At 72.1% G+C, this 23,035-nt stretch carries 20 protein-coding genes; 1 reads left to right on the top strand and 19 read right to left on the bottom strand.

Annotated elements, in window-relative coordinates:
* Window positions 1-4: 4 nt before the first annotated feature.
* The 16 genes from JOD51_RS07820 to JOD51_RS07745 all read right to left on the bottom strand — a co-directional run bounded on the left by JOD51_RS07820 (window position 5) and on the right by JOD51_RS07745 (window position 18,688).
* Complete coding sequence (locus tag JOD51_RS07820; protein WP_204607745.1) at window positions 5-1,462, bottom strand: glutamate synthase subunit beta; 1,458 nt, start codon at window positions 1,460-1,462, stop codon at window positions 5-7.
* Between the two features lie 62 nt (window positions 1,463-1,524).
* Window positions 1,525-6,042, bottom strand: a complete 4,518-nt coding sequence (gltB, locus tag JOD51_RS07815; protein WP_204610986.1) for a glutamate synthase large subunit — start codon at window positions 6,040-6,042, stop codon at window positions 1,525-1,527.
* A gap of 305 nt (window positions 6,043-6,347) precedes the next feature.
* Window positions 6,348-7,337: a prolipoprotein diacylglyceryl transferase gene (lgt, locus tag JOD51_RS07810; protein ID WP_204607744.1), complete on the bottom strand. Its 990-nt coding sequence runs from the start codon at window positions 7,335-7,337 to the stop codon at window positions 6,348-6,350.
* A 106-nt stretch (window positions 7,338-7,443) separates the two neighbouring features.
* Window positions 7,444-8,238 carry a tryptophan synthase subunit alpha gene (trpA, locus tag JOD51_RS07805; protein WP_204607743.1) on the bottom strand — a complete coding sequence of 265 codons (795 nt, stop codon included), beginning with the start codon at window positions 8,236-8,238 and terminating at the stop codon, window positions 7,444-7,446.
* Window positions 8,235-9,449 (bottom strand): tryptophan synthase subunit beta, encoded by a 1,215-nt coding sequence (gene trpB / locus JOD51_RS07800; protein ID WP_204607742.1) that lies wholly within the window; start codon window positions 9,447-9,449, stop codon window positions 8,235-8,237. Before trpB ends, trpA begins: the two co-directional genes overlap by 4 nt.
* 40 nt (window positions 9,450-9,489) lie before the next feature.
* Complete coding sequence (gene trpC / locus JOD51_RS07795) at window positions 9,490-10,263, bottom strand: indole-3-glycerol phosphate synthase TrpC (RefSeq protein ID WP_111073710.1); 774 nt, start codon at window positions 10,261-10,263, stop codon at window positions 9,490-9,492.
* 58 nt (window positions 10,264-10,321) lie between these two features.
* Window positions 10,322-10,561 (bottom strand): DUF6704 family protein, encoded by a 240-nt coding sequence (locus JOD51_RS07790; protein ID WP_204607741.1) that lies wholly within the window; start codon window positions 10,559-10,561, stop codon window positions 10,322-10,324.
* Window positions 10,548-11,291: a Trp biosynthesis-associated membrane protein gene (locus JOD51_RS07785; RefSeq protein ID WP_204607740.1), complete on the bottom strand. Its 744-nt coding sequence runs from the start codon at window positions 11,289-11,291 to the stop codon at window positions 10,548-10,550. The genes JOD51_RS07790 and JOD51_RS07785 overlap by 14 nt, the downstream gene beginning before the upstream one ends.
* On the bottom strand, window positions 11,288-12,820 hold the full coding sequence (locus tag JOD51_RS07780; protein ID WP_204607739.1) for an anthranilate synthase component I: 1,533 nt from the start codon (window positions 12,818-12,820) through the stop codon (window positions 11,288-11,290). The genes JOD51_RS07785 and JOD51_RS07780 overlap by 4 nt, the downstream gene beginning before the upstream one ends.
* Complete coding sequence (gene hisI / locus JOD51_RS07775; RefSeq protein WP_239539811.1) at window positions 12,817-13,260, bottom strand: phosphoribosyl-AMP cyclohydrolase; 444 nt, start codon at window positions 13,258-13,260, stop codon at window positions 12,817-12,819. The genes JOD51_RS07780 and hisI overlap by 4 nt, the downstream gene beginning before the upstream one ends.
* Before the next feature lie 100 nt (window positions 13,261-13,360).
* Window positions 13,361-14,164: an imidazole glycerol phosphate synthase subunit HisF gene (gene hisF / locus JOD51_RS07770; protein WP_372377820.1), complete on the bottom strand. Its 804-nt coding sequence runs from the start codon at window positions 14,162-14,164 to the stop codon at window positions 13,361-13,363.
* Window positions 14,161-15,000 (bottom strand): ATP phosphoribosyltransferase, encoded by an 840-nt coding sequence (gene hisG / locus JOD51_RS07765; RefSeq protein WP_111073568.1) that lies wholly within the window; start codon window positions 14,998-15,000, stop codon window positions 14,161-14,163. The genes hisF and hisG overlap by 4 nt, the downstream gene beginning before the upstream one ends.
* Before the next feature lie 61 nt (window positions 15,001-15,061).
* Entirely contained in the window at window positions 15,062-15,325 is a 264-nt protein-coding gene (locus JOD51_RS07760) for a phosphoribosyl-ATP diphosphatase (RefSeq protein WP_110902198.1), read from the bottom strand.
* Window positions 15,326-15,334: 9 nt separating this feature from the next.
* Window positions 15,335-16,000 carry a ribulose-phosphate 3-epimerase gene (rpe, locus tag JOD51_RS07755; RefSeq protein ID WP_204607738.1) on the bottom strand — a complete coding sequence of 222 codons (666 nt, stop codon included), beginning with the start codon at window positions 15,998-16,000 and terminating at the stop codon, window positions 15,335-15,337.
* Window positions 16,001-16,091: 91 nt separating this feature from the next.
* Window positions 16,092-17,738, bottom strand: a complete 1,647-nt coding sequence (locus JOD51_RS07750; RefSeq protein WP_204607737.1) for an RsmB/NOP family class I SAM-dependent RNA methyltransferase — start codon at window positions 17,736-17,738, stop codon at window positions 16,092-16,094.
* Window positions 17,735-18,688 (bottom strand): methionyl-tRNA formyltransferase, encoded by a 954-nt coding sequence (locus JOD51_RS07745; RefSeq protein ID WP_204607736.1) that lies wholly within the window; start codon window positions 18,686-18,688, stop codon window positions 17,735-17,737. Before JOD51_RS07745 ends, JOD51_RS07750 begins: the two co-directional genes overlap by 4 nt.
* A gap of 87 nt (window positions 18,689-18,775) precedes the next feature.
* Between JOD51_RS07745 and JOD51_RS07740 the strand changes: the two genes are divergently transcribed.
* Window positions 18,776-19,252, top strand: a complete 477-nt coding sequence (locus tag JOD51_RS07740; RefSeq protein ID WP_204607735.1) for a DUF4383 domain-containing protein — start codon at window positions 18,776-18,778, stop codon at window positions 19,250-19,252.
* A gap of 121 nt (window positions 19,253-19,373) precedes the next feature.
* Here the strand turns inward: JOD51_RS07740 and JOD51_RS07735 are convergent, their stop codons facing one another.
* From JOD51_RS07735 to rpoZ, 3 genes are read right to left on the bottom strand one after another with little or no spacing between them, the layout of a single operon-like run.
* Window positions 19,374-21,536 (bottom strand): primosomal protein N' family DNA-binding protein, encoded by a 2,163-nt coding sequence (locus tag JOD51_RS07735; protein WP_204607734.1) that lies wholly within the window; start codon window positions 21,534-21,536, stop codon window positions 19,374-19,376.
* Between the two features lie 7 nt (window positions 21,537-21,543).
* On the bottom strand, window positions 21,544-22,752 hold the full coding sequence (gene metK / locus JOD51_RS07730; protein ID WP_204607733.1) for a methionine adenosyltransferase: 1,209 nt from the start codon (window positions 22,750-22,752) through the stop codon (window positions 21,544-21,546).
* A 5-nt stretch (window positions 22,753-22,757) separates the two neighbouring features.
* Entirely contained in the window at window positions 22,758-23,021 is a 264-nt protein-coding gene (rpoZ, locus tag JOD51_RS07725) for a DNA-directed RNA polymerase subunit omega (protein WP_110902190.1), read from the bottom strand.
* Window positions 23,022-23,035 lie beyond the last annotated feature (14 nt).

Below are 23,035 nucleotides of genomic sequence, written 5' to 3'. Positions count from 1 at the left end.
ACCATCAGACCGAGATCGCCCGGTCCGTCGCCTTGACCGGGGCCGGCAGGATCGTCGATCCCTCGAGGTACTCGTCCACCTTCGCGGCGGCGGCACGGCCCTCGGCGATCGCCCAGACGATCAGCGACTGGCCACGACCGGCGTCACCGGCGACGAAGACCCCGGGCTCGTTGGTCGTGTAGTCGGCCTGGCGGCTGACCCCGCCGGAGCCGGTCGTCGGCAGGCCGAGCTGCGGCTCGAGCGTGTCGGTCTCGGGACCGGTGAAGCCCAGCGCGATGAGCACCAGGTCGGCCGGGATCTCCCGCTCGGTGCCGGCCTTCGGGACACGGCGGCCGTCGAGGTACTCGGTCTCGGCGACCCGCAGGGCGCGGACCTCGCCGGCCTCGTTGGCCAGGAACTCCACCGTGGAAGCGAGGAACATGCGCTCCCCGCCCTCTTCGTGGGCGCTCGTGACCTCGTACACGGTCGGGAACATCGGCCAGGGCTGGTCCGACGGACGTTCGAGCGGCGGCTGGTTGCCGATCGCCAGGTTCGTCACGCTGAGCGCGCCCTGCCGGTGGGCGGTACCGATGCAGTCCGCGCCGGTGTCACCGCCGCCGATCACGACGACGTGCTTGCCCTCGGCGCTGATCTGGTTGTCGACGACCGTGCCGGCGTTCGCCCGGTTCTGCTGGACCAGGTAGTCCATGGCGAAGTGCACGCCGGCCAGGTCGCGGCCCGGGATCGGCAGGTCACGCGGCACCGTGGCGCCGGTGGCGACGACGACCGCGTCGTAGCGGGACTTCAGGTCGTCCCAGGTGATGTCCCGGCCGATCTCGACGCCGGCACGGAAGCGGGTGCCCTCGGCCTGCATCTGGGCGAGGCGGGCGTCGATCTGCCGCTTCTCCATCTTGAAGTCCGGGATCCCGTAGCGGAGCAGACCACCGATGCGGTCGTCGCGCTCGAAGACGGCGACGGTGTGGCCGGCGCGGGTCAGCTGCTGCGCAGCGGCGAGACCGGCGGGGCCGGACCCGACGACGGCGACGGTCTTGCCCGTCAGGCGCTCCGGCGGGTGCGGGGTGACCCACCCGTTCTGGAACGCGTCGTCGATGATCGAGACCTCGACCTGCTTGATCGTCACCGGCGGCTGGTTGATCCCCAGCACGCAGGACGCCTCGCACGGGGCCGGGCAGAGGCGACCGGTGAACTCCGGGAAGTTGTTCGTCGCGTGCAGCCGCTCGATGGCCTGACGACCCTCGCCACGCCAGGTGAGGTCGTTCCACTCGGGGATCAGGTTGCCGAGCGGGCAGCCCTGGTGACAGAACGGCACACCGCAGTCCATGCAGCGGCCGGCCTGACGCTTCAGCGCACCGGACTCCTGCTGCTCGTAGACCTCTTTCCAGTCCATGAGTCGGACCGGCACGGGGCGGCGGGGCGGCAGTTCACGTTCCTGGACCTTCAGGAACCCCTTGGGGTCAGCCACGGGTCACCTCCTGGGTGCGGATGCGGGTCGAGCGGGAGTGGGGAGCGGGGGTGCTCGTGCGGTCAGCCACCGGTGACCTCCAGGATGCGGTTCCAGACGACGGTGCCGTCCGGGTCGAGGCCCTCGTCGACGGCCTGGCGACGCGTCGCGAGCACGGCCGCGTAGTCGCGCGGCAGGACCTTGACGAAGTCGGACAGGTCGCCGGAGTCGAGCAGCCCGGCGGCGATCGTCGAACCGGTCTCGTCGGCGTGCCGGCGGAGCAGGTCGGTGACGATCTCGACGTCGGCGCTGTCCAGCGGCTCCAGCCGGAGCTCGCCGGAGGCCAGCGCGTCGGTGTTGACGAGTTCGCGACGGAGTCCGTGGACGTACGCCGTGCCTCCCGACATGCCGGCACCGAGGTTCCGGCCGGTCTCGCCGAGGATGAGCGCCAGACCACCGGTCATGTACTCGAGCGCGTGGTCACCCACGCCCTCGACCACCGCGGTCGCGCCGGAGTTCCGGACCAGGAAGCGCTCCCCCACGATGCCGCGGATGAACATGCTGCCCTGGGTGGCGCCGTAGCCGATGACGTTGCCGGCGATGACGTTCTCGGCCGGGTCGAACCCGACGTCCTCGGGCGGACGGACGACGATCTCGCCGCCGGACAGGCCCTTGCCGACGTAGTCGTTGCTGTCCCCGACCAGGCGGAGCGTGATGCCCGCCGGCAGGAACGCCCCGAGCGACTGCCCGGCCGACCCACGCAGGGTGATGTCGATGGACCCGGTCGGCAGACCGTCCTCACCGTGGCGGAGGGTGACCTCGTGACCGAGCATCGTGCCGACCGCGCGTTCCGTGTTGCGGATCGGCAGGTCGAGCGTCAGCGTGCCGCCGTGCTCGAGCACGTCGGACGCCTCGGCGATGAGCCGGACGTCGAAGTGCTGCTCGAGCTCGTGGTCCTGGGCGCGGCGACGGCTGCGCGGCTCGTCGGGGGCGAACGCCGGCCCCGTGAGCACGGGCGCCAGGTCGAGGCCCGAGGCCTTCCAGTGCTCCACCGCACGGTCCACGTCGAGGGCGTCGGTGTGCCCGATCGCCTCCTCGAGGCTGCGGAAGCCGAGCTCGGCGAGGAGCTCGCGGACCTCCTGCGCGATGAACTCGAAGAAGTTGACGACGAACTCCGGCTTGCCGGAGAAGCGCTTGCGGAGCTCCGGGTTCTGCGTCGCGACGCCCACCGGGCAGGTGTCCAGGTGGCAGACGCGCATCAGGATGCAGCCCTCGACGACCAGCGGAGCGGTGGCGAAGCCGTACTCCTCGGCACCGAGCAGCGCGGCCACGACGACGTCACGGCCGGTCTTCATCTGCCCGTCGACCTGCACCGTGACGCGGTCGCGCATGCCGTTGAGCATGAGCGTCTGCTGCGTCTCGGCGAGACCGATCTCCCACGGGGTACCGGCGTGCTTCAGCGAGTTCAGCGGGCTGGCACCCGTTCCACCGTCGTGGCCGGAGACGAGCACGACGTCGGCGAGGGCCTTCGTCACCCCGGCCGCGACCGCACCGATGCCGGACTGGCTGACGAGCTTGACGTGGACGCGCGCGGACGGGTTCGCCCGCTTGACGTCGAAGATCAGCTGCTTGAGGTCCTCGATCGAGTAGATGTCGTGGTGCGGCGGCGGCGAGATGAGGCCGACGCCCGCGGTGGCGTGCCGGGTGCGGGCCACCCACGGGTACACCTTCTGCGGGGGCAGCTGGCCGCCCTCGCCGGGCTTCGCGCCCTGCGCCATCTTCAGCTGGATGTCGGTGGCGTGCGTGAGGTACATGCTCGTCACGCCGAACCGCCCGGAGGCGACCTGCTTGATGGCACTGCGACGCTCGGGGTCGAGCAGTCGCTCGACGTCCTCGCCGCCCTCGCCGGTGTTCGACCGACCACCGAGACGGTTCATCGCGATCGCGAGCGTCTCGTGCGCCTCCTGCGAGATCGACCCGTAGGACATCGCTCCGGTGTTGAAGCGCTTGACGATCTCGGCGATCGGCTCGACCTCGTCCAGCGGCACCGGTGCGCGGTCGCCGGCGGTGAAACCGAACAGACCGCGCAGCGTCATCAGCTGCTCGGACTGGTCGTCGACCGCCTTCGAGTACTCGCGGAACACGTCGTACCGGCGGGCACGGGTGGCGTGCTGCAGCCGGAAGACGGTGTCCGGGTTGAACAGGTGCGGCGGTCCTTCACGGCGCCACTGGTACTCGCCGCCGGTCTGCAGGCGCTCGTGGGAGAGCACCGCGCCGTCCTGCGGGTACGCCTGGGCGTGCCGCTCGGCGTTCTCCGCCGCGATCACGTCGACGTCGACACCGCCGAGGATCGACGAGGTCCCGGTGAAGTACCGGTCGACGAACTCCTGGCTGAGCCCGACCGCCTCGAACGCCTGCGCACCGGCGTAGCTGGACACCGTGGAGATGCCCATCTTCGACATGATCTTCAGGACGCCCTTGCCGAGCGCCTTGATGACGTTCTTGACGGCCTGCTCCGGGGTGAGCCCGGTGATCATGCCGGAGCGCACGAGGTTCTCGCACGTCTCCATCGCGAGGTACGGGTTGATCGCCGAGGCGCCGTACCCGATCAGGGTCGCCACGTGGTGCACCTCGCGCACGTCGCCGGCCTCGACGATCAGGCCGACCTTCATGCGCTGCTCGGTGCGGATCAGGTGGTGGTGCACGGCGGCCAGCAGCAGCAGGCTCGGGATCGGCGCGCTCTCGGCGTTGCCGTCCCGGTCCGACAGCACGATGAACTGCTTGCCGGACTCGATGGCCGCGTCGACCTCGTCACAGACGGCCTGGAGGCGCTGCTCCATCGCCGTCTCGCCGGCGTCGACCCGGTAGAGCCCACGGATCGTCACGGTCAGGTGCCGGCCGGAAGCGGTCTCGAAGTGCTGGATCTTCGCCAGCTCGTCGTTGTCGATCACCGGGAAGTCGAGCACGATCTGCTTCGCGTGCTCCGGGCCGGCGCTCAGCAGGTTGCGCTCCGGGCCGAGCCCGAGACCCATCGACGTGATGACCTGCTCGCGGATCGAGTCCAGCGGCGGGTTCGTCACCTGGGCGAACTGCTGCGTGAAGTAGTCGAACAGCAGACGGGGCCGCTGTGACAGCACCGCGATCGGGGTGTCGGAGCCCATCGCACCGAGCGGCTCGGCCCCGGTCTGCGCCATCGGACGCAGCAGGACGCGGACCTCTTCCTCGGTGTAGCCGAAGGCCCGCTGACGGCGGGTGACCGAGGCCGGGGTGTGCACGATGTGCTCGCGCTCGGGCAGGTCGTTGAGGTTGATGCGACCGGACTCGAGCCACTCGGTCCACGGTCCCGAGGTCGCCAGGTCGCGCTTGACCTCGTCGTCCTCGATGATCCGGCCGTTCTCGGTGTCGACCAGGAACATCCGGCCGGGACGCAGCCGCCCCTTGCGGACGACCTTCGCGGCGGGCACGTCGATGACGCCCGTCTCGCTGCCCATCACGATGAGACCGTCGTCGGTGACCAGGAAGCGTCCGGGACGCAGGCCGTTGCGGTCGAGCGTGGCGCCGACGAGCGTGCCGTCGGTGAACGTGATCGCGGCCGGGCCGTCCCACGGCTCCATGAGCATCGAGTGGTACTCGTAGAACGCTCGGAGGTCGGGGTCCATGTCGGTCTGGTTCTCCCAGGCCTCCGGCACCATCATCGACATCGCGTGCGGCAGCGACCGGCCGGTCAGCGTGAGGAGCTCGAGGACCTCGTCGAACGACGCCGAGTCGCTCGCACCCGGGCTGACGATCGGCAGCAGCGGGGCCATGTCACCCAGCAGCTCGCTCTCGAGCTGCGACTGTCGCGCGCGCATCCAGTTGCGGTTGCCGCGGACGGTGTTGATCTCGCCGTTGTGGGCGAGCGAGCGGAACGGCTGCGCGAGCGGCCACGACGGGAACGTGTTCGTCGAGTAGCGCGAGTGCACGATCGCCAGGCGCGAGGCGAACCGCTCGTCGCTCAGGTCCGGGTAGAACGGCTCCAGCTGCAGCGTCGTGACCATGCCCTTGTAGACCATGGTGCGGCTGGACAGCGACATGAAGTAGAGCTCGGTGCCCTGCTCCGCACGCTTGCGCAGGCGGAAGGCCTGGCGGTCGAGCTCGATGCCGGAGCGGAGTGCACCTCGCTCGTCGTGGTGGGTCGACGCGACGAAGACCTGCTCGAAGGCGGGCATCGCGGCGCGGGCGAGGGTACCGAGCACCTCGGGTCGGACCGGGACCGCGCGCCAGCCGAGGACACGGAGGCCCTCGGCGGTGGCGAGCTGCTCGACCGCGGCCTTGACCTCGGCGCGCGCGTCGGCGTCGAGCGGCAGGTAGGCCGTGCCGACGGCGTACTGGCCGGCCTCCGGCAGCGCGAAGTCCACGACGTCCCGGAGGAACGCGTCGGGGACCTGGCACAGGATGCCCGCGCCGTCACCGGTGCCGGCGTCGGACCCGACGGCACCGCGGTGCTCGAGGTTCCGGAGCGCACCGAGGGCGGCGTCGACGATGTCGTGCCCGGGCGTCCCACGGAGCGTCGCGACCATGGCGAGACCGCAGGCGTCCTTCTCGTTCGCCGGGTCGTACATGCCGGCGGCGTCGGGGACCGCGGAGAACCGTCGGTGCGGCGAGCGGAGCCCGCCCCGGGCCGGCGAGTCGGTCGCGCCGTTCGGGACTGCAGAGGGCTGGGGTGGCAGGAGCGCCATGGGGAACCGTCCTCACGAGGAAGTGGAACAGGGACAGCGATGGCCCGGTGGTGCGTTCCGCCCGAGCGGGCGGGACTGGTGCCCGTGCGCACCGTCAGGCTGTGCCCTGGCGGCGTGCGAGGAGTGGGGTCCGCTTGTGGCGGACCGCAAGCGCGGTGTGGTGCTGCGTTCGGGAGAGGCTGGGGACCTCAGTGTCGGTCGGCGACGGCGGCGACCGGCTCCGGATCGGCGACACCGGTCGTGGTGTCGTGCTCCGAGTAGGTGTCGTCCGAGTCTACATCGGACTTCGAGCGGGGCTCGCGACCCGGCAGGTACGGACTCGGTTCCTTGCCGACGTGTCGCCGGGACTGGACGGCGAAGATGATGATGCCGAGCAGGATCGCGGCGAAGGACATCCAGACGTTGGTGCGGATGCCGGCGAAGGTCTCGCTCGTGTCGACACGGATGGACTCGAGCACCGACCGACCGATGCCGTACCAGATGAGGTACAGGGCCATGACGCGGCCCCACTGCAGGCGGAAGCGGCGGTCGATGAGCAGGATCAGCAGCGCGCCGACGACGTTCCAGATGATCTCGTAGAGGAACGTCGGGTGGAACAGCACGCCCTCGGGCAGACCCTTGGGGTAGGCCGGGTTCGTGGCCTCGATCTGCAGGCCCCACGGCAGGTTCGTCGGCATGCCGAACAGCTCGTGGTTGAAGTAGTTGCCGAGACGTCCGGCGGCCTGGGCGAGCAGCACGCCGGGAGCGGCGGCGTCGATGAAGGCCGAGAACCGCACGCCGGCCATGCGGCAGCCGATCCAGGCGCCGACCGACCCCAGGATCAGCGCGCCGAAGATGGCCAGCCCGCCCTCCCAGATGTAGAAGATCGAGAAGGGGTCGATGCCGGGACCGAAGTAGTCGCTGACGTGGGTGAAGACGTGGAACAGCCGCCCACCGATGATGCCCGCCGGCACCGCCCAGATCGCGATGTCGATGATGATCCACCGCTCGGCGCCCCGGGCGTTCAACCGGTTGTTCGTGAGCAGCACGCAGATGACGATCCCGATGAGGATGCAGATCGCGTACGCGTGGATCCGGAAGTCGAGCGACAGCGTGACGTTGAACGTGTCGTGCAGCCACGCGGTCAGGTCGAAGTACTGCCAGGCCGTGCTCGGGCTCGGGATGCTCAGGAGGGGCATGTGCGACTGTCGCCTTTCACGTGTGGAGCTGGTCAGCCGGTGGGGCTGGCGGCCCCGTGCGTTGCGGGCCTCCGGGCCCGGTCGGCCCGGATCACTGTAGCGCGGGTCAGCGCCGTGCTGCGCCGGACGACAGGTCGGCGGCGCGGTCGGCCACCCCGGTCACCCCGAGGTCGGCGAGGGCGCGGACGAACGCGGAGCCGATGATCGCTCCGTCGGCGTACTCGAGCACCTCGGTGACCTGGTCGGCTGTCGAGATGCCGAGGCCGACGCAGGTGCGCTGGACACCGGCATCACGCAGGCGGGAAACGACGGTGCGGGCGGCCGTGTCGACACCCACCCGGGCACCGGTGACGCCCATGGTGGAGACCGCGTAGACGAAGCCGCGGCTGCGGTCGACGGCCTGACGCATGCGGGTGTCGGTCGAGGACGGCGCTGCGAGGAACACCCGGTCGAGCCCGGTGCGCTCGGAAGCGTCGATCCACTGCTGCCCCTCGTCGGGGATGAGGTCCGGGGTGATCAGGCCGGCGGCGCCCGCGGCGACCAGGTCGTCGGCGAACCGATCGACCCCGTAGCGCAGGACCGGGTTCCAGTAGGTCATCACCAGGACGGGCACGTCGACCCGCTCGGTGATCGCGTTGACGGCGTCGAACACCTGCGCGACCTTGAAGCCGTTGGCCAGGCTCTCCTCGGCCGCGCGCTGGATGACGGGGCCGTCCATCACGGGGTCGGAGTACGGCAGGCCGAGCTCGATGACGTCGACGCCGTTCTCGGCGAGGGCCACGGCCGCGTCCACGCTGGTCCGCAGGTCGGGGTACCCGGCGGGCAGGTAGCCGACGACGGCGCCGGCACGCTCGGCGTTTGCGCGGTCGATGGTCTCGGCGACGGTCTTGTTGGTGCTCACGACTGCATCGCCGTCTCGTCGAGGATGCCGAAGTACCGGCTGGCCGAGGCCACGTCCTTGTCGCCGCGACCGGAGAGGTTCACGAGGATGACGCCCTCCGGACCGAGCTCCTGGCCGAGCTTGATCGCGCCGGCGAGGGCGTGCGAGGACTCGATGGCGGGGATGATGCCCTCGGTGCGGCTCATCAGCCGGAAGGCCTCCATCGCCTCGGAGTCCGTGATCGGCTCGTACTTCGCGCGGCCGATCGACGCCAGGTACGCGTGCTCCGGGCCGACGCTCGGGTAGTCGAGCCCGGCGGAGATGCTGTGGCTCTCGATCGTCTGGCCGTCCTCGTCCTGCATCAGGTAGGACTTGGCACCCTGCAGCACGCCTTCGCGCCCGAGGGTGATGCTGGCGGCGTGCCGGCCGGTCTCGACGCCTTCCCCACCCGCTTCGAACCCGTGCAGCCGGACGGACTCGTCGTCGAGGAACGCCTCGAAGATGCCCATCGCGTTCGAGCCGCCACCGACGCACGCGGCGACGGCGTCCGGCAGGCGCCCGACGCGGTCGAGGACCTGCTGACGGGCCTCTTCACCGATCACCTTGTGGAACTGGCGCACCATCTCCGGGAATGGGTGCGGTCCGGCGACCGTGCCGAGCAGGTAGTGCGTGGAGTCGACGTTCGCGACCCAGTCGCGGAGGGCGTCGTTGATGGCGTCCTTCAGGGTGCGCGAACCGGTCTCGACCGGGATCACCTCTGCCCCGAGCAGCCGCATCCGGGCGACGTTGAGCGCCTGGCGCTCGGTGTCGACGGCGCCCATGTACACGACGCACTCCATGCCGAACAGGGCTGCCGCGGTCGCGGTGGCGACACCGTGCTGGCCCGCACCGGTCTCCGCGATCAGCCGGGTCTTGCCGAGGCGACGGGCGACGAGCGCCTGTCCGAGCACGTTGTTGATCTTGTGCGAACCGGTGTGGTTCAGGTCCTCGCGCTTGAGGATGATCCGGGCACCACCGGCGTGCTTCGCGAACCGCGGCACCTCGGTGATGATCGACGGGCGTCCGGTGTAGTCGCGCTGGAGCGTGTCCAGTTCGTCGCGGAACGCCGGGTCCGCCCAGGCGGTGCGGAACGCGGTCTCGAGCTCGTCGAGCGCCAGGACGAGGGACTCGGGGACGAACCGCCCGCCGAAGTCGCCGAAGTAGGGGCCTTGCAGGTCACGGAGTGAGGTCACGATGGTGCTCCTGGGTTTCCGGTCTGCACCGGACGGGTTGTCAGCCGTCGATGAACGAGGCGAGCGTGGCGGCGGGGTCGGCGCCGGTGACCAGCGCTTCCCCGACGAGGACGACGTCGGCTCCGGCGGACCGGTAGTGGGCGACGTCGGCGGGGGTCTTCACGGCGGACTCGGCCACGCGGACGACCCCGTCGGGGATGCGGTCGGCCAGGGACCCGAAGAGGTCGCGGTCGAGCGAGAAGTCGGTCAGGTCGCGGGCGTTCACGCCGAGGATGCGCGCGCCGGCGTCGAGACCACGCGAGACCTCGTCCGCGGAGTGCGCCTCGACCAGGACGCGCATGCCGAGCTCCTCGGCCAGGCCGTGCAGCTGCACGAGCGTCGGCTGGTCGAGGGCGGCGACGATGAGCAGGACGATGTCCGCTCCGGCCGCACGCGCTTCGACCACCTGGTACGGGTCGGCGATGAAGTCCTTGCGGAGCACCGGCACCCCGACGCGGGCCTTGACGGCTTCGAGGTCGGCCAGGCTGCCGAGGAACTTCCGGCCCTCGGTCAGGACGCTGATCGCGGAGGCTCCCCCGCGCTCGTAGTCCGCGGCCAGGGCCGCCGGGTCAGCGATGGTGGCCATCGCGCCGCGGGACGGGCTCGCCCGCTTGACCTCTGCGAGGATCTTCACCCGGTCGCCGGGCGCCAGGAACTCGAGGGCGTCGAGCGGCGAGGCGACCCGGTCGAGGTCACGCTCGACGTCGGCGTACGGACGGTCGAGGCGACGGGCGGCCGCGTCCTCGAGCGCACCGGCGACGAGGCTCTGCAGCAGGTTCGTGCCCGGCGTGGACGGCGTGGGCGTGGCGTTGGGGGTTGCGGCCGACATCGGCTCAGCTGCCGTGGTGCTTGGTGACGTACTTCGGACCGTTGACGCCGTAGCCGGCCTTGCCCATCGCGAAGCCCACGACGAGGCCGATCACGACGACGACGGCGGACGCCCACACACCCCAGGCGAGGTCGAACCAGAAGCAGAGGGTTCCGGCGGCGAAGCCGATCAGCATGATGACGACGGCCGTCCAGGCCGCCGGCGAGTGGCCTTCGCCGAGTTCTGCGGGCTCAGTGTTGCTCACGGTGCTCCTCGTGGTCGCTGGCGCCACCGGTCGAGCGGCGCTCCGTCGATCCTACCGTGTCCATGGTGGCGGACGGCCCGGCGGCGGCGTCCCCGAGGGTCGGGTCGACGCCGGCGCTGAGGTCGTCCCAGTCGACGACCGCGTCGCGGACCACGGGTCGTCGGGGGGCACGTTCAGCGGCCGCCTGACCACCGGCGGCACCGGCGGCGGAGGCGGCTCCGGGCGTGGCGGCGTCGCCGTACTTCCGGCTCGGCCCGGGCCAGGACCGCTGCAGGAAGACGACCGCGACGCCGAGCAGGGTCGCCAGGACGCCACCGATGATCCCGATCACCGGCCACACGCTGACCTCGACGCCGGTGACGACCTGTCGGACGGCTCCGAGGTCGCTGACGCCGGCGACCGAACCGATGGCGCTCTGGGCGGCGGCGACCGGGTCGGACAGCGCGGTCACGCCCGTGACGACGACGGCCACCCCGAGCAGGACCTGCACGACGGCGAGCACCACGCGGACGACGCGGCCGGCGATGGTCATGGCGAGGAAGAGGGCGAGGCTCGCGATCGCGACTGCCGTGTACTGCGGCACGACCGTGGCACCGTCCGCGTCGACGGTCTTCACGACGGCCGCGGTGTGGTCGAGGTGCACGGTGAACCAGGTCTGCGTCCACGAGAGCATCACGAGTCCGGCGATCAGGAGCCCGATGACGACGACGAGCGGGCGGGAGCGCTTCACGGTGTGACCCCGGTCATCCGGTTGGCGGTCGCCACGGCCCGCAGGGGTGCGGCGGCCTTGTTGACTGACTCGAGGTGCTCGCTCGTCGGGTCCGAGTCCGCGACGAGCCCGGCGCCGGCCTGCACGTGTGCGACGCCGTCCTGGATCAGGGCGGTCCGGATCGCGATCGCGACGTCGGCGTCCCCGGCGAAGTCGAAGTAGCCGACGACCCCCGCGTACGCCCCGCGCTTGGCGGGCTCGAGCTCGTCGATGATCTGCAGTGCCCGCGGCTTCGGTGCCCCGGAGAGCGTGCCGGCGGGGAAGGTCGCGCGGAACACGTCGATGGCGGACATCCCCGGTCGGATCGCGCCCTCGACGCTGGACACGAGGTGCATGATGTGGCTGAACCGCTCGACCGTCATGAACTCGGTCACGGCGACGGTGCCCGGCTCGCAGACCTTCTGCAGGTCGTTGCGGGCGAGGTCGACGAGCATCAGGTGCTCGGCGCGTTCCTTCGGGTCCTGCAGCAGTTCGTCGCCGAGCCGGACGTCCTCTTCCGTGGTGGCGCCGCGCGGGCGGGAACCGGCGATCGGGTGGGTCATGGCCCGACCGTCCTGCACCTTCACCAGGGCCTCCGGCGAGGCTCCGACGATCCAGAACGGCTCGCCGTCGCTGCCCTCGAGCGACAGGAAGTACATGTAGGGGCTGGGGTTCAGCGTGCGGAGGACCCGGTACACGTCGAGCGGGTCGGCGGTCACGTCGTGGTCGAACCGCTGCGAGATGACGACCTGGAAGACGTCGCCGTCGCGGATGAACTGCTTGGACCGCTCGATCGAGGCGGCGTACTCCTCCGGGGTGGAGCGGGAGCGCGCGGTGGGTTCGGCGATGTCGAACGCCTCGGCGACGGTGGCGATGCTCGGCTGCACGAGGTCGGCCTGCATCCGGTCGAGCCGGGCCTGCGCGTCCGCCCACAGGGTGTCGGCGTCGTCGGTGCCGTCGTTCAGCGCGGTCGCCACCAGGAGCACGAGTCCGGTCCGGTGGTCGAGCGCCGCGAGCTCGGACACGAACGAGAGCGCCTGCCCGGGCACGTCGAAGTCGGCCGGGGGCGCGTCGGGCAGGTGTTCGAGCTGGCGCACGGCCTCCCACCCGATGAAGCCGACGGTGCCGCCGACGAGCGGCGGCAGGCCGGGCGTCCGGGGCGTCGCCCAGCGTTCGTGGAGGCGCGCCAGGACCTCGAGCGGCGCCCCGTCGAGCGAGCCCACGGCACGCTCGGCCGAGATCCCGGTGTCGATCCAGGCGGCACGGTCACCGTCCTGGGTGAGGACGCCGAAGCTCCGGACCCCGATGAAGGACCACCGCGACCAGAGGCCACCCTGCCCGGCGGACTCCAGCAGGAACGACCCGGGGCGACCGTCGGCGAGCTTCCGGTAGACCCCGACCGGGGTCTCGCTGTCGGCGAAGAGCGCGCGGACGACGGGGACCACGCGGTGGTCGTCGCGGACGAGTCTGTCGAAGTCGTCGCGGAGCGTGGTGCGGGGCGAGTCGCTCATCGCGTCACCCCGTCCGTCGCTGCGGTGTTCGTCGACGCGGTGTTCGTCGACGGGGTGTTCGTCGACGCAGCCGGGGCCGAGGCCGTCACGGGCTCGAGCGGGTCCACGTCGAAGCACCGGTGCGCACCGGTGTGGCACGCCGCGCCGACCTGCTCCACCGTGACGAGCAGGGTGTCGTCGTCGCAGTCGAGGGCGGCGGCGCGCACGTACTGGGCGTGCCCGGACGTGTCGCCCTTGCGCCAGTACTCGCTCCGAGACCGTGACCAGAAGGTCACCCGGCCCTCGGTCAGGGTGCGGCGGAGGGCTTCGCGGTCCATGTAGCCGAGCATGAGGACGTCCTTCGACGATTCCTCCTGCACGATGGCGGGGAGCAGTCCGTCCGCACCGAAACGCGCGCGGTCGAGGACCGCTTCGGTGCTGGTGCTGGTGCTGTCGGTCATGAGGGCACCAGCCTACGGCCCTGCCCGGCGCGCTGGCTGCGGACCGGCGGCCGGACGCCGGTCCGGACGGGAGGCCCGACCCGGCTCGTCGGGGACGGCGTCAGCGGACGACGTGGCCGGTGGCGCGGAGCGCGTCCTTGACGTCACCGACGGTCATCTCGCCGCGGTGGAAGACGCTCGCCGCGAGGACCGCGTCGGCACCCGCGTCGACGGCGGGGGCGAAGTGCGCGACGTGCCCCGCGCCTCCCGAGGCGATCACCGGCACCGAGGACACCGCACGGACCGCGGCGACGAGTTCGAGGTCGAAGCCGTTTTTCGTGCCGTCGGCGTCGATTGAGTTGACGAGGAGCTCCCCCGCGCCGCGCTCGACTGCCTCGCGCGCCCAGGCGATCGCGTCGACGTCGGTCTCGGTGCGGCCGCCGTGGGTGGTGACGACGAAGCCGGACGGCATCCGTTCGGCGCGCTTGACGTCGAGCGACAGGACGACGGCCTGTGCGCCGAACCGGTCGGCGATCTCGGACACCAGCCCGGGGCGGGCGATCGCAGCGCTGTTGACGCCGATCTTGTCCGCGCCGCACTGCTGCAGCCGGGCGACGTCGTCGACGCTGCGGACCCCGCCGCCGACGGTCAGCGGGATGAAGACCTGCTCGGCGGTCCGGGTGACGGTGTCCCACATCGTGGCGCGGTTCTCGACCGTGGCCCCGACGTCGAGGAACGTCAGCTCGTCGGCGCCCTGCTCGTAGTAGCGCGCGGCGAGCTCGACGGGGTCGCCGGCGTCCTGCAGGTCGAGGAAGTTGACGCCCTTGACGACCCGACCGCCGGAGACGTCCAGGCACGGGATGACGCGGACCGAGACGCCGCCCAGCGCGGTGGCGGCGACGCCCGGCTCGGCTGCGGCGGTCACAGGCGTGCGGCGTGGATCGGGCTGACCAGGATCGCCCGGGCGCCGAGGTCGTAGAGCGCGTCCATGATGAGGTTCGCGTCGTCGCGCGGGATCATCACGCGGACGGCCGACCAGTCGCGGTCGTGCAGCGGCGAGACCGTCGGCGACTCGATGCCCGAAGCGATCGCGGTCGCCTGCTCGAGCAGCGCGGACGGGATGTCGTAGTCGAGCATCACGTAGCCGCGGGCGACCAGGACGCCCTGCAGTCGGCGACGGAGCACGTCGATGCCGGCGATCGTCTCGTCGGTGGTGATGAGCACCGCGGTGGACTCGAGGATGACCGGGCCGAAGATCTCGAGCCCTGCGGCACGGAGCGTGCTGCCGGTGGAGACGACGTCGGCGACGGCGTCGGCGACCCCGAGCCGGACGGCGCTCTCGACGGCGCCGTCGAGCTTGACGAGGGTCGCGGTGACGCCGTGCTGCGCGAGGAACTCCCCGACCAGGCCGGGGTAGCTCGTGGCGACCCGCACGCCCTCGAGGTCCTGCAGCGTGCTGTACCGACCTGGGGCACCGGCGAAGCGGAAGGTGGAGTCCGCGAAGCCGAGCGCGTCGACCTCGTGCGCGGTGGAGCCGGAGTCGAGCAGCAGGTCGCGGCCGGTGATGCCGACGTCGAGCGCGCCGGAGCCGACGTAGGTGGCGATGTCGCGCGGCCGGAGGAAGAAGAACTCCACCCCGTTGCGCTCGTCGATGAGATGCAGGGCCTTCGGGTCACGGCGACCGGCGTACCCGGCCTCCCGCAGCATCTCGGAGGCGGTCTCGGACAGTGAGCCCTTGTTGGGCACGGCGATGCGGAGCATCAGGTCTGCTTCCTGGAGGAGGGGTCGGTGACGGGCCTGCGGTGCGCGGGGTGACGCGCTCCTACAGATGTCGCCAGACGTCCGCCGGGGTCAGGCCCTTCGCGATCATGAGGACCTGCAGGTGGTACACGAGCTGCGAGATCTCTTCCGAGGTGCGCTCGTCGCCCTCGTACTCGGCCGCCATCCAGACCTCGGCGGCTTCCTCCACGATCTTCTTGCCGATCTGGTGCACGCCGGCATCCAGTTCGGCGACGGTGCCGGAGCCGTCCGGGCGCGTGCGCGCCTTCTCGGTCAGCTCCGCGAACAGGTCGTCGAACGTCTTCACGTTCTCAGGCTACCGGTCCGCGAGGGCACGCTGCGCCGCCGCCCGGAGATCGGTGATGCGTGCGGCCGGCTCGCCGCCGTAGACCGCGGAGCCGGCGACGAGGGTGTCCGCACCGCTCCGGACCGCCTCGGGCACGGTGTCGACCGCGATGCCGCCGTCGACCTCGAGCCAGACGTCGAGCCCCGACGCGTCGACCGCGGCCCGGGCGTCGGCGAGCTTCGGCATCACCGAGGTCATGAACGCCTGCCCGCCGAACCCGGGTTCGACGGTCATGAGCAGGATCATGTCGTAGGCGTCGAGGTGGTGCAGCACCTGCGTGACCGGGGTGCCGGGCTTCACGGCGACGGCGGCGCGGGCCCCGTTCGACCGGATCGCGGCCGCGGTGGCCACCGGGTCGGACGCCGCCTCGAAGTGGAAGGTGACGCTCGCGGCGCCGGTCTCGGCGTACTTCGGCGCCTCGGTGTCGGCGTCGGTGATCATCAGGTGCACGTCGAGCGGCACCGGCGACACCTGCTGCAGGCGCTGCACGATCGGCAGGCCGAGCGTCAGGTTCGGCACGAAGTGGTTGTCCATGACGTCGACGTGCACCATGTCGGCGGTCTCGATGCGCTGGAGTTCGCGCTCGAGGTTCGCGAAGTCGGCGGACAGGATGCTCGGCGAGATGCGGATCGTCACCCGACGAGCCTACCGGCGCCCCGGCCGTCAGACCGTCAGGCGGTCAGACCGTCCGGCGGTCAGACCATCCGGCGGTCAGACCATCCGGCGGTCAGACCGTCCGGCGGAACAGGGCGATGAACATCGCGTCGGTGCCGATCCGGTGCGGCCAGAGCTGCGCGGTGCGGCCGTCCGCCACCTGCGGGTCCCGTGCGGCGACCGAGCGGACCACCGAGGCGGTGTCGAGCTGCTCGAGCAGGTCCCCGTGCCGGCGCATCAGGGCGTCCACCTGGCCGCGCGTCTCGGCCAGGTGCGGCGAGCACGTCACGTACGCCAGGGTGCCGCCCGGTGCGAGCACGCGGACCGCGGCCTCGAGCAGTTCCTCCTGCAGGAGCGCGAGTTCGGCGACGTCGTCCGGCTGCTTCCGCCAGCGGGCCTCCGGACGGCGACGCAGCGCGCCGAGGCCGGTGCAGGGGGCGTCGAGCAGGATGCGGTCGTAGGTGACGCCGGAGCCGTCGTGGCCGTAGCGGCGGCCGTCGCCCTCGACCACGGTGACGGTGTCGCGGAAGTCGCGGAGGGCCTCCCGGACGAGCCCGACCCGGGCGGGGACGAGTTCGTTGGCCGTGAGGGTGGCGCCGCCCTGGGCGGCCTCGGCGGCGAGGAGCGCGGCCTTGCCGCCGGGTCCGGCGCAGAGGTCGAGCCACCGCTCGCCGGCGCGGACCTCGGAGGAGCGGGACAGCGCGAGGGCGGCGAGCTGCGAGCCCTCGTCCTGGACACGGAGGCGGCCGGCGGCGACGCCGGGCACACGCGCCGGGTCGCCGGTGACGCCGCGGATGCCGACGGGCGAGACCGGCAGGTCGGGCGCGGCCGGCACGGGATCGTGCGTCGCGTCGTCGGAGCGGCCGGCGTCGTCGGAGCGGCCGGCGGCGTCGGCCTCCGTGCCGTCGTGGTCGGCCGGACCGACGGGAGGCTCGTCCCCCGCCGCGACGTCGTCCGACGTCGAGCGCGCGGTCGCCTGCTCGACGTCCTCGGCGGTCGCGACCCCGGGCAGCGCCGCGAGCTGGACCCGCGGTGCCTCGTTGTCCGCCGCGAGGAGTGCGACGAGTTCGTCGCGGGACCGTTCCGCGGCCAGGGCGTCCCGGAGCGCGGACACGACCCAGACCGGGTGTGACCAGCGCGTCGCGAGGAGGGCCTCCCCGCCGAGGCCGGCCGTCACCAGGGCGTCCCACTCCTCCGGGGTCTTGCCGGCGACCTTCCGCATCACGGCGTTCACGAAGCCGGTGGCGCGGGCGACGCCGACCTCGCGTGCGAGCTCGACCGTCGCGGAGACCGCCGCGTGCGTCGGCGTCCGCATGCCGAGGAGCTGGTGCACGCCGAGGCGCATGACGTCGAGGACGTCGGCCTCGATGAGGTCCGCCCGACGTCCGGACGCCACCGCGACCACCACGTCGTACCGACCGATCATCCGGATCGTGCCGTAGGTGAGCTCGGTGGCGAAGCCAGCGTCGCGGGCGCTCAGACCGGCGCGGCGGATGCGCGTCGGCAGGAGCAGGTTCGCGTAGGCGTCGTCGACCTGGACGGCGCGCAGGACGTCGAACGCCACGCGACGGGCGCTCACCTGCCGGGGCTCCCGCGGTCGACCACCGGGACGCCCGCCGGTCCGGCCGACACCGGCACCGGCGCCGCGCTGGCCGCCGTGCTGCGCGCCGCCCTGCCCGCCGCGCTGTCCACCACGGGCGCGTCCCTGTTCCGCGCTCATGCGAGCACCTTCCCGTCGAGCGGTCCGAGCCCGCGGGCCCAGGCCGCGGCGTCCATCGCCTTCTTGCCGGCCGGCTGCACCTCGGCCAGCACGAGCGGTTCGTCCGCCGTCCCGACCAGCAGGGCGCCGTCCACGAGCCGGAGCGCACCGGGGGCGAGGTCCGGGGCGGAGCCCCCCGTGCCTCCCGGCCGGCCGTCGCGCGCGGCGAGCCGGTGGGCCCGCAGCAGCTTCACCCGGGTCTCGCCGAGGTGCGCGAACGCACCCGGTTCCGGGGTGACGCCGCGGAGGCGGGCGTGCACCAGGTGCGCGGAGGCGGCGAAGTCGGTCCGGCCGTCCTCGAGCGTCAGCTTCGGGGCCGTCGTCGGCGACCCGACCTGCTCGGTCGCCGTGGCCGTGCCCCGAGCGAGGGCGTCGACGACCCGCACGACCACGTCCGCTCCGGTCTCGGCCATCGCGGCGAGGACCTCGCCGGAGGTGGCCTCCGGGTCGATCGTGAACGGCTCGGACGCGTAGACCGGGCCGGCGTCCAGGGCCTCGACCAGCTGGAAGACCGTCGCCGCGGTGGTGGTGTCGCCGGCCATCACGGCCCGCTGGACGGGCGCGGCGCCGCGGTACGCCGGCAGGTCCGAGAAGTGCAGGTTGACCCAGCCGAGCCGCGGGGCGTCGAGCGCCGGCCGGCGGAGCAGCGCACCGTAGGCGACGATCACGCCGAGGTCGACGCCGAGCGCAGCGATCCGGGCGGTGACCTCGTCGTCCACGCGGGAGGCCTCGATCACCGGCAGTCCGAGCTCCGCCGCGACCTGCGCGACCGGCGTCGGCGTGAGCACGCGCTTCCGGCCCTGCGGTGTCGGCGGGCGGGTGAGCACCGCCCCGATCTCGTGGTCGGACGCCGCCAGAGCACGGAGGGTGGGGACCGCGGCAGCAGGGCTGCCGGCGACGACGAGACGCATGGGGGCCAGTCTCCCACGAGCCGCGCCGCCGAACGTCTGCACCCGTGTGCGGGTACCTTCTCAGGCAATTCCCGGAAAGGAACGAACATGACCGACCGACTCTCCACCCCCGCACCCACGAGCTTCGCCGAGACCCCCGTCCAGAAGGGCACCCTCGTCGTCGGCATCGTCTTCCTGCTCGTCGGCATCGCCGGCTTCGTCCCCGGCCTGACCACCGGCGACCTCGGCGGAGCCGGCAACGGCTCGATGGGCATGCTGCTCGGCATCTTCCAGGTGTCCGTCCTGCACAACATCGTCCACCTGCTCTTCGGCATCGTCGGTGTCGCGGCAGCCCGCCGTGCCAGTGGCGCGCGCTTCTACCTGGTCGTCGGAGGCGTCGTGTACTCCGTCCTCTGGATCTACGGCCTGTTCACCGCCAACAGCGACAGCGCCGCGAACTTCGTGCCGCTGAACTGGGCCGACAACTGGCTGCACCTGGTCCTGGCGATCGGCATGGTCGCCCTCGGGGTCGTGCTCTCGCGCGGCCGTCGGGCGCCGGTCGGCGCGGAGCGCACTGCTCGCTGACGCGCGGAGCGACGGAACGGGAGGCCCGTGGCGGGATCGCCACGGGCCTCCCGTCGTGTCCCGGGTCGGGTCCGCGACCGACGCGCCCGGGCATCGAACGCCGGTGGTCGAACGTCGGGCCTCAGACCTCCGAGAACGGTTCCGCGTCGTCCATCCGGACCCGGAGGGCCGGGGCGGCACGGCGCTTCGTCCCGCCCTTGACGACCCGCCGCGTCGACGACCGGCGGATCACCTCGGCCTTGAGGGTCGCCGCGACCTCGGTGCCGTGCCCGTAGGGGAAGCGCACGATCGCCCGGACCGTCCCCGGCGTCGGGTCGTCGACGGGCACCGGACCGAGGACCGGACCGACGGGTGCATCGCCGAGGGCCTCGATCGCGCCGGTCACCGCCTCGTCCGTCCCGGTCAGGGTCGCGACCCGGACGGCGGGTGGGAAGAACAGCTCACGACGGTCGGTGAGTTCCTCGTGCGCGGGGACGTCGAGCCGCCAGAGGGCCATCGCGTTCGCGAGCTTCCCGCCGATGCCGACGAGGTACACCGGCGCACCGGCAGCGCCCTTCGCCGCAGCGTTCGCCCAGATCCGCAGGACGTCCTCCTGCACCCGCAGCCCCTCGCGCGCCAGCATCCGCTCACCGTCGAGCAGCAGCACGCAGGCGTACCCGCCGGGGACGTCGGGTTCGGCGCCGCGCGTGGCGACGACGACCGCGGGACGGGCCGGGACCTCGTCGATCGGGCGTGACCCGTCGGCCACCACGATCCGGGTGTTCGGGAAGGCACGACCGAGTTCGTCCGCGGTGCGCTGGGCACCCTGCCCCACGGGCTTGAGCTTGCCGTTGCCGCACGTCGGGCAGCGGTACCCGGCCGCGAGAGCGCCGCAGAACCGGCACTGCGGGGTCGACCCGGCGTGCGGGCTGCCGAGTGGACCACCGCACACCCGGCAGTGCGCACGTTCGCCGCACTCGGTGCAGACCAGGCCCGTGCCGAAGCCCGGGTTCGACACCTGGACGAGCACGGGGCCGTCGTGGCTGGCCTCCCGCGCCGCACGCCAGGCGCTGCTCGGGATCCGGGCCTGTGCGGCGTAGCCGTCGGCGTTCGTCTGGTGGGCCGTCGGGATCACCTTCGGCACCCGGGCGCGGTGCGGACCGATCTCCTGCAGCCACCCGAGCTCGACGAGCCGCTGCACGTCGGTGCTCCGGGCGTGCGACACCATCAGCAGCGCGGCCCCGGACTGGGCCGTGCGCACCAGGGCGACGTCGCGGGTGTGCACGTACGGGGCGCGCTGCTCGGCGAAGGACGGGTCGCCGTCGTCCCAGAGCGCGATGAGGCCGAGCTCCGAGGCGGGGGCGTACACGGCGGCACGGCTGCCGATCGCGACGACCGGGTGGGTCCGTGCGGTCAGGAGGGCCCGGGCACGCTGCCCGTTCGTCTGCTTCGCGTCGAAGCGGACCACGCGCTCCGCGGGCACCAGGACGAGCAGGGCGCGCTCGAGGTCGGCGACGTCGCGGAAGTCGGGCACGGCGAGGACGGCGGAGCGCTCCCCCGCCAGGGTGTGCGCGGCGGCCTGGGCGAGGGTCGCGGCCCAGCCGGGGACCCAGGTGGGTCCCGGTTCCGATGCAGGCGCCTGTGCCGGTGCTGGTGCCGGTGCTGGTGCCGGTGCCGGTGCTGGTGCCGGTGCCGGTGTGTCCGGGCTGGTGCCGGTTGCGGCGCTGGTGTCCGCGTCGGCGGTGTCGTCGGGATCGGCACCCGCGCCGTCGTCCGCGACCGCCGTGGTCGGGGCGCTGAGCAGGACCGGGTGCGGGATCGCGCTGACGGCCGCACGGCCTCCGGCGTCGATCACGGACTCGACGACCGCGTCGCCGTACCCCTCGACGGGCGCCGGCGTCACCCGAGGAGGCACGTGGTCGAGGTCACGCGCGAGCCAGGCCTTCTCGGGCCGGACCTGCCGGGTCGGGACGGCGAGACGCAGCACGTCGCTGGCGACCCCGGCGGCCCGGTCGGCCACGGCACGGGCGAGCTGCCAGACCTCCGGCGCGAGCACCGGGACCGGGCTGACGAGCTCCTCGACAACGCTCAGCTCCCCCGGGAAGTCGTTCTCCGGCGACAGTGCGTCGTCCGACACGACCTCCACCACGTAGGCGTCGGTCATCCGGGCGCCGGAGCGCAGCGGGACCCGGACCCGGACCCCCGGCACGCAGTCGTCCTCGATCTCGGCCGGCACCCGGTAGTCGAACAGACGGTCGAGCTGCGGGAGCGGCGAGTCGAGGACGACACGCGCGACGGTGGCCACGAGGGCCTCAGACGGTGGCGGAGACGAGTCCTGCCGCGGTGCGGAGCTCCTCGACGCGGTCGAGCTGCTCCCAGGTGAAGCCCGGCAGTTCCCGACCGAAGTGGCCGTACGTCGCGGTCTGCGCGTACTTCGGGGTCAGCAGGTCGAGGTCGCGGATGATCGCAGCCGGACGCAGGTCGAACACCTGCGTGATCGCGGCCTCGATCGTCGCGTCGTCCACGTGCCCGGTGCCGAAGGACTCGACGTACAGACCGACCGGCTTGGCGCGGCCGATCGCGTAGGCGACCTGGACCTCGAGGCGGTCGGCGAGCCCGGCCGCGACGGCGTTCTTCGCGACCCAGCGGAGCGCGTACGCCGCCGAACGGTCCACCTTCGACGGGTCCTTGCCGCTGAACGCACCGCCGCCGTGACGGGAGGCCCCGCCGTACGTGTCGACGATGACCTTGCGGCCGGTGAGCCCGGCGTCACCCTGCGGGCCGCCGATCTCGAAGCGACCGGTCGGGTTCACGATGACGTCGACGTGGGACGAGTCGAGGTCCACCAGGTCGAGGACCGGGCGGATCACGTGCTCGGTGATGTCGGCCGTCAGCTGCTCGAGCGAGACGCTCGGCGCGTGCTGGGTCGACAGGACCACGGTCTCGACGGTCTTCGGCGTGACGCCGTCGTACCCGACCGTGACCTGGGTCTTGCCGTCCGGGCGCAGGTAGGTCAGCTCACCGGACTTGCGGACCGCGGCGAGCTTCTCGGCCAGGCGGTGTGCGAGCCAGATGGCGACCGGCATGTACTCCGGCGTCTCGTTCGTGGCGAAACCGAACATGATGCCCTGGTCGCCCGCGCCCTGGCGGTCGAGCGGGTCCGAGCCAGCACCCGAGCGGGTGTCGAGGGACTCGTCGACGCCCTGGGCGATGTCCGGGGACTGCGCACCGATCGAGATCTCGACGCCGCAGGTGCGACCGTCGAAGCTCACGTCGGACGAGTTGTACCCGATGCCGGTGATGACGTCACGGACGAGCTGCGGGATCTCGACGTAGCCGGAGGTCGTGACCTCTCCCGCGACGTGCACGAGCCCGGTCGTCACCATCGTCTCGACGGCGACCCGCGCGTGCGGGTCGACCGTGAGCAGGGCGTCCAGGATCGCGTCCGAGATCTGGTCGCAGATCTTGTCGGGGTGGCCTTCGGTCACCGATTCCGACGTGAACAGACGGAGCGCAGTCACCGGGATCAGGCGGAGGGCTGCTGCTGCTTGGTGACGGTCAGCTTGTCCTCGTTGATCTCGTGGAGCGCGACCGAGAGCGGCTTGTCGTCGATCGTCGAGTCGACGAGCGGGCCGACGTTGTCGAAGAGCGAGCCTTCGTGCAGGTCGGCGTAGTAGTCGTTGATCTGGCGGGCGCGCTTCGAGGCGAAGATCACGAGCGCGTACTTCGACTCGACCTTGCTGAGCAGGTCGTCGATGGGCGGGTCGATGATGCCCTGGGGGTTGGCCATGGGATTGCTCCTCG

The organism is Curtobacterium herbarum (assembly GCF_016907335.1).
GTDB classification, from domain to species: Bacteria; Actinomycetota; Actinomycetes; order Actinomycetales; family Microbacteriaceae; genus Curtobacterium; species Curtobacterium herbarum.
Note: the sequence above shows the minus strand (reverse complement) of the source record. Positions and strands in the feature narration are given on the sequence as shown.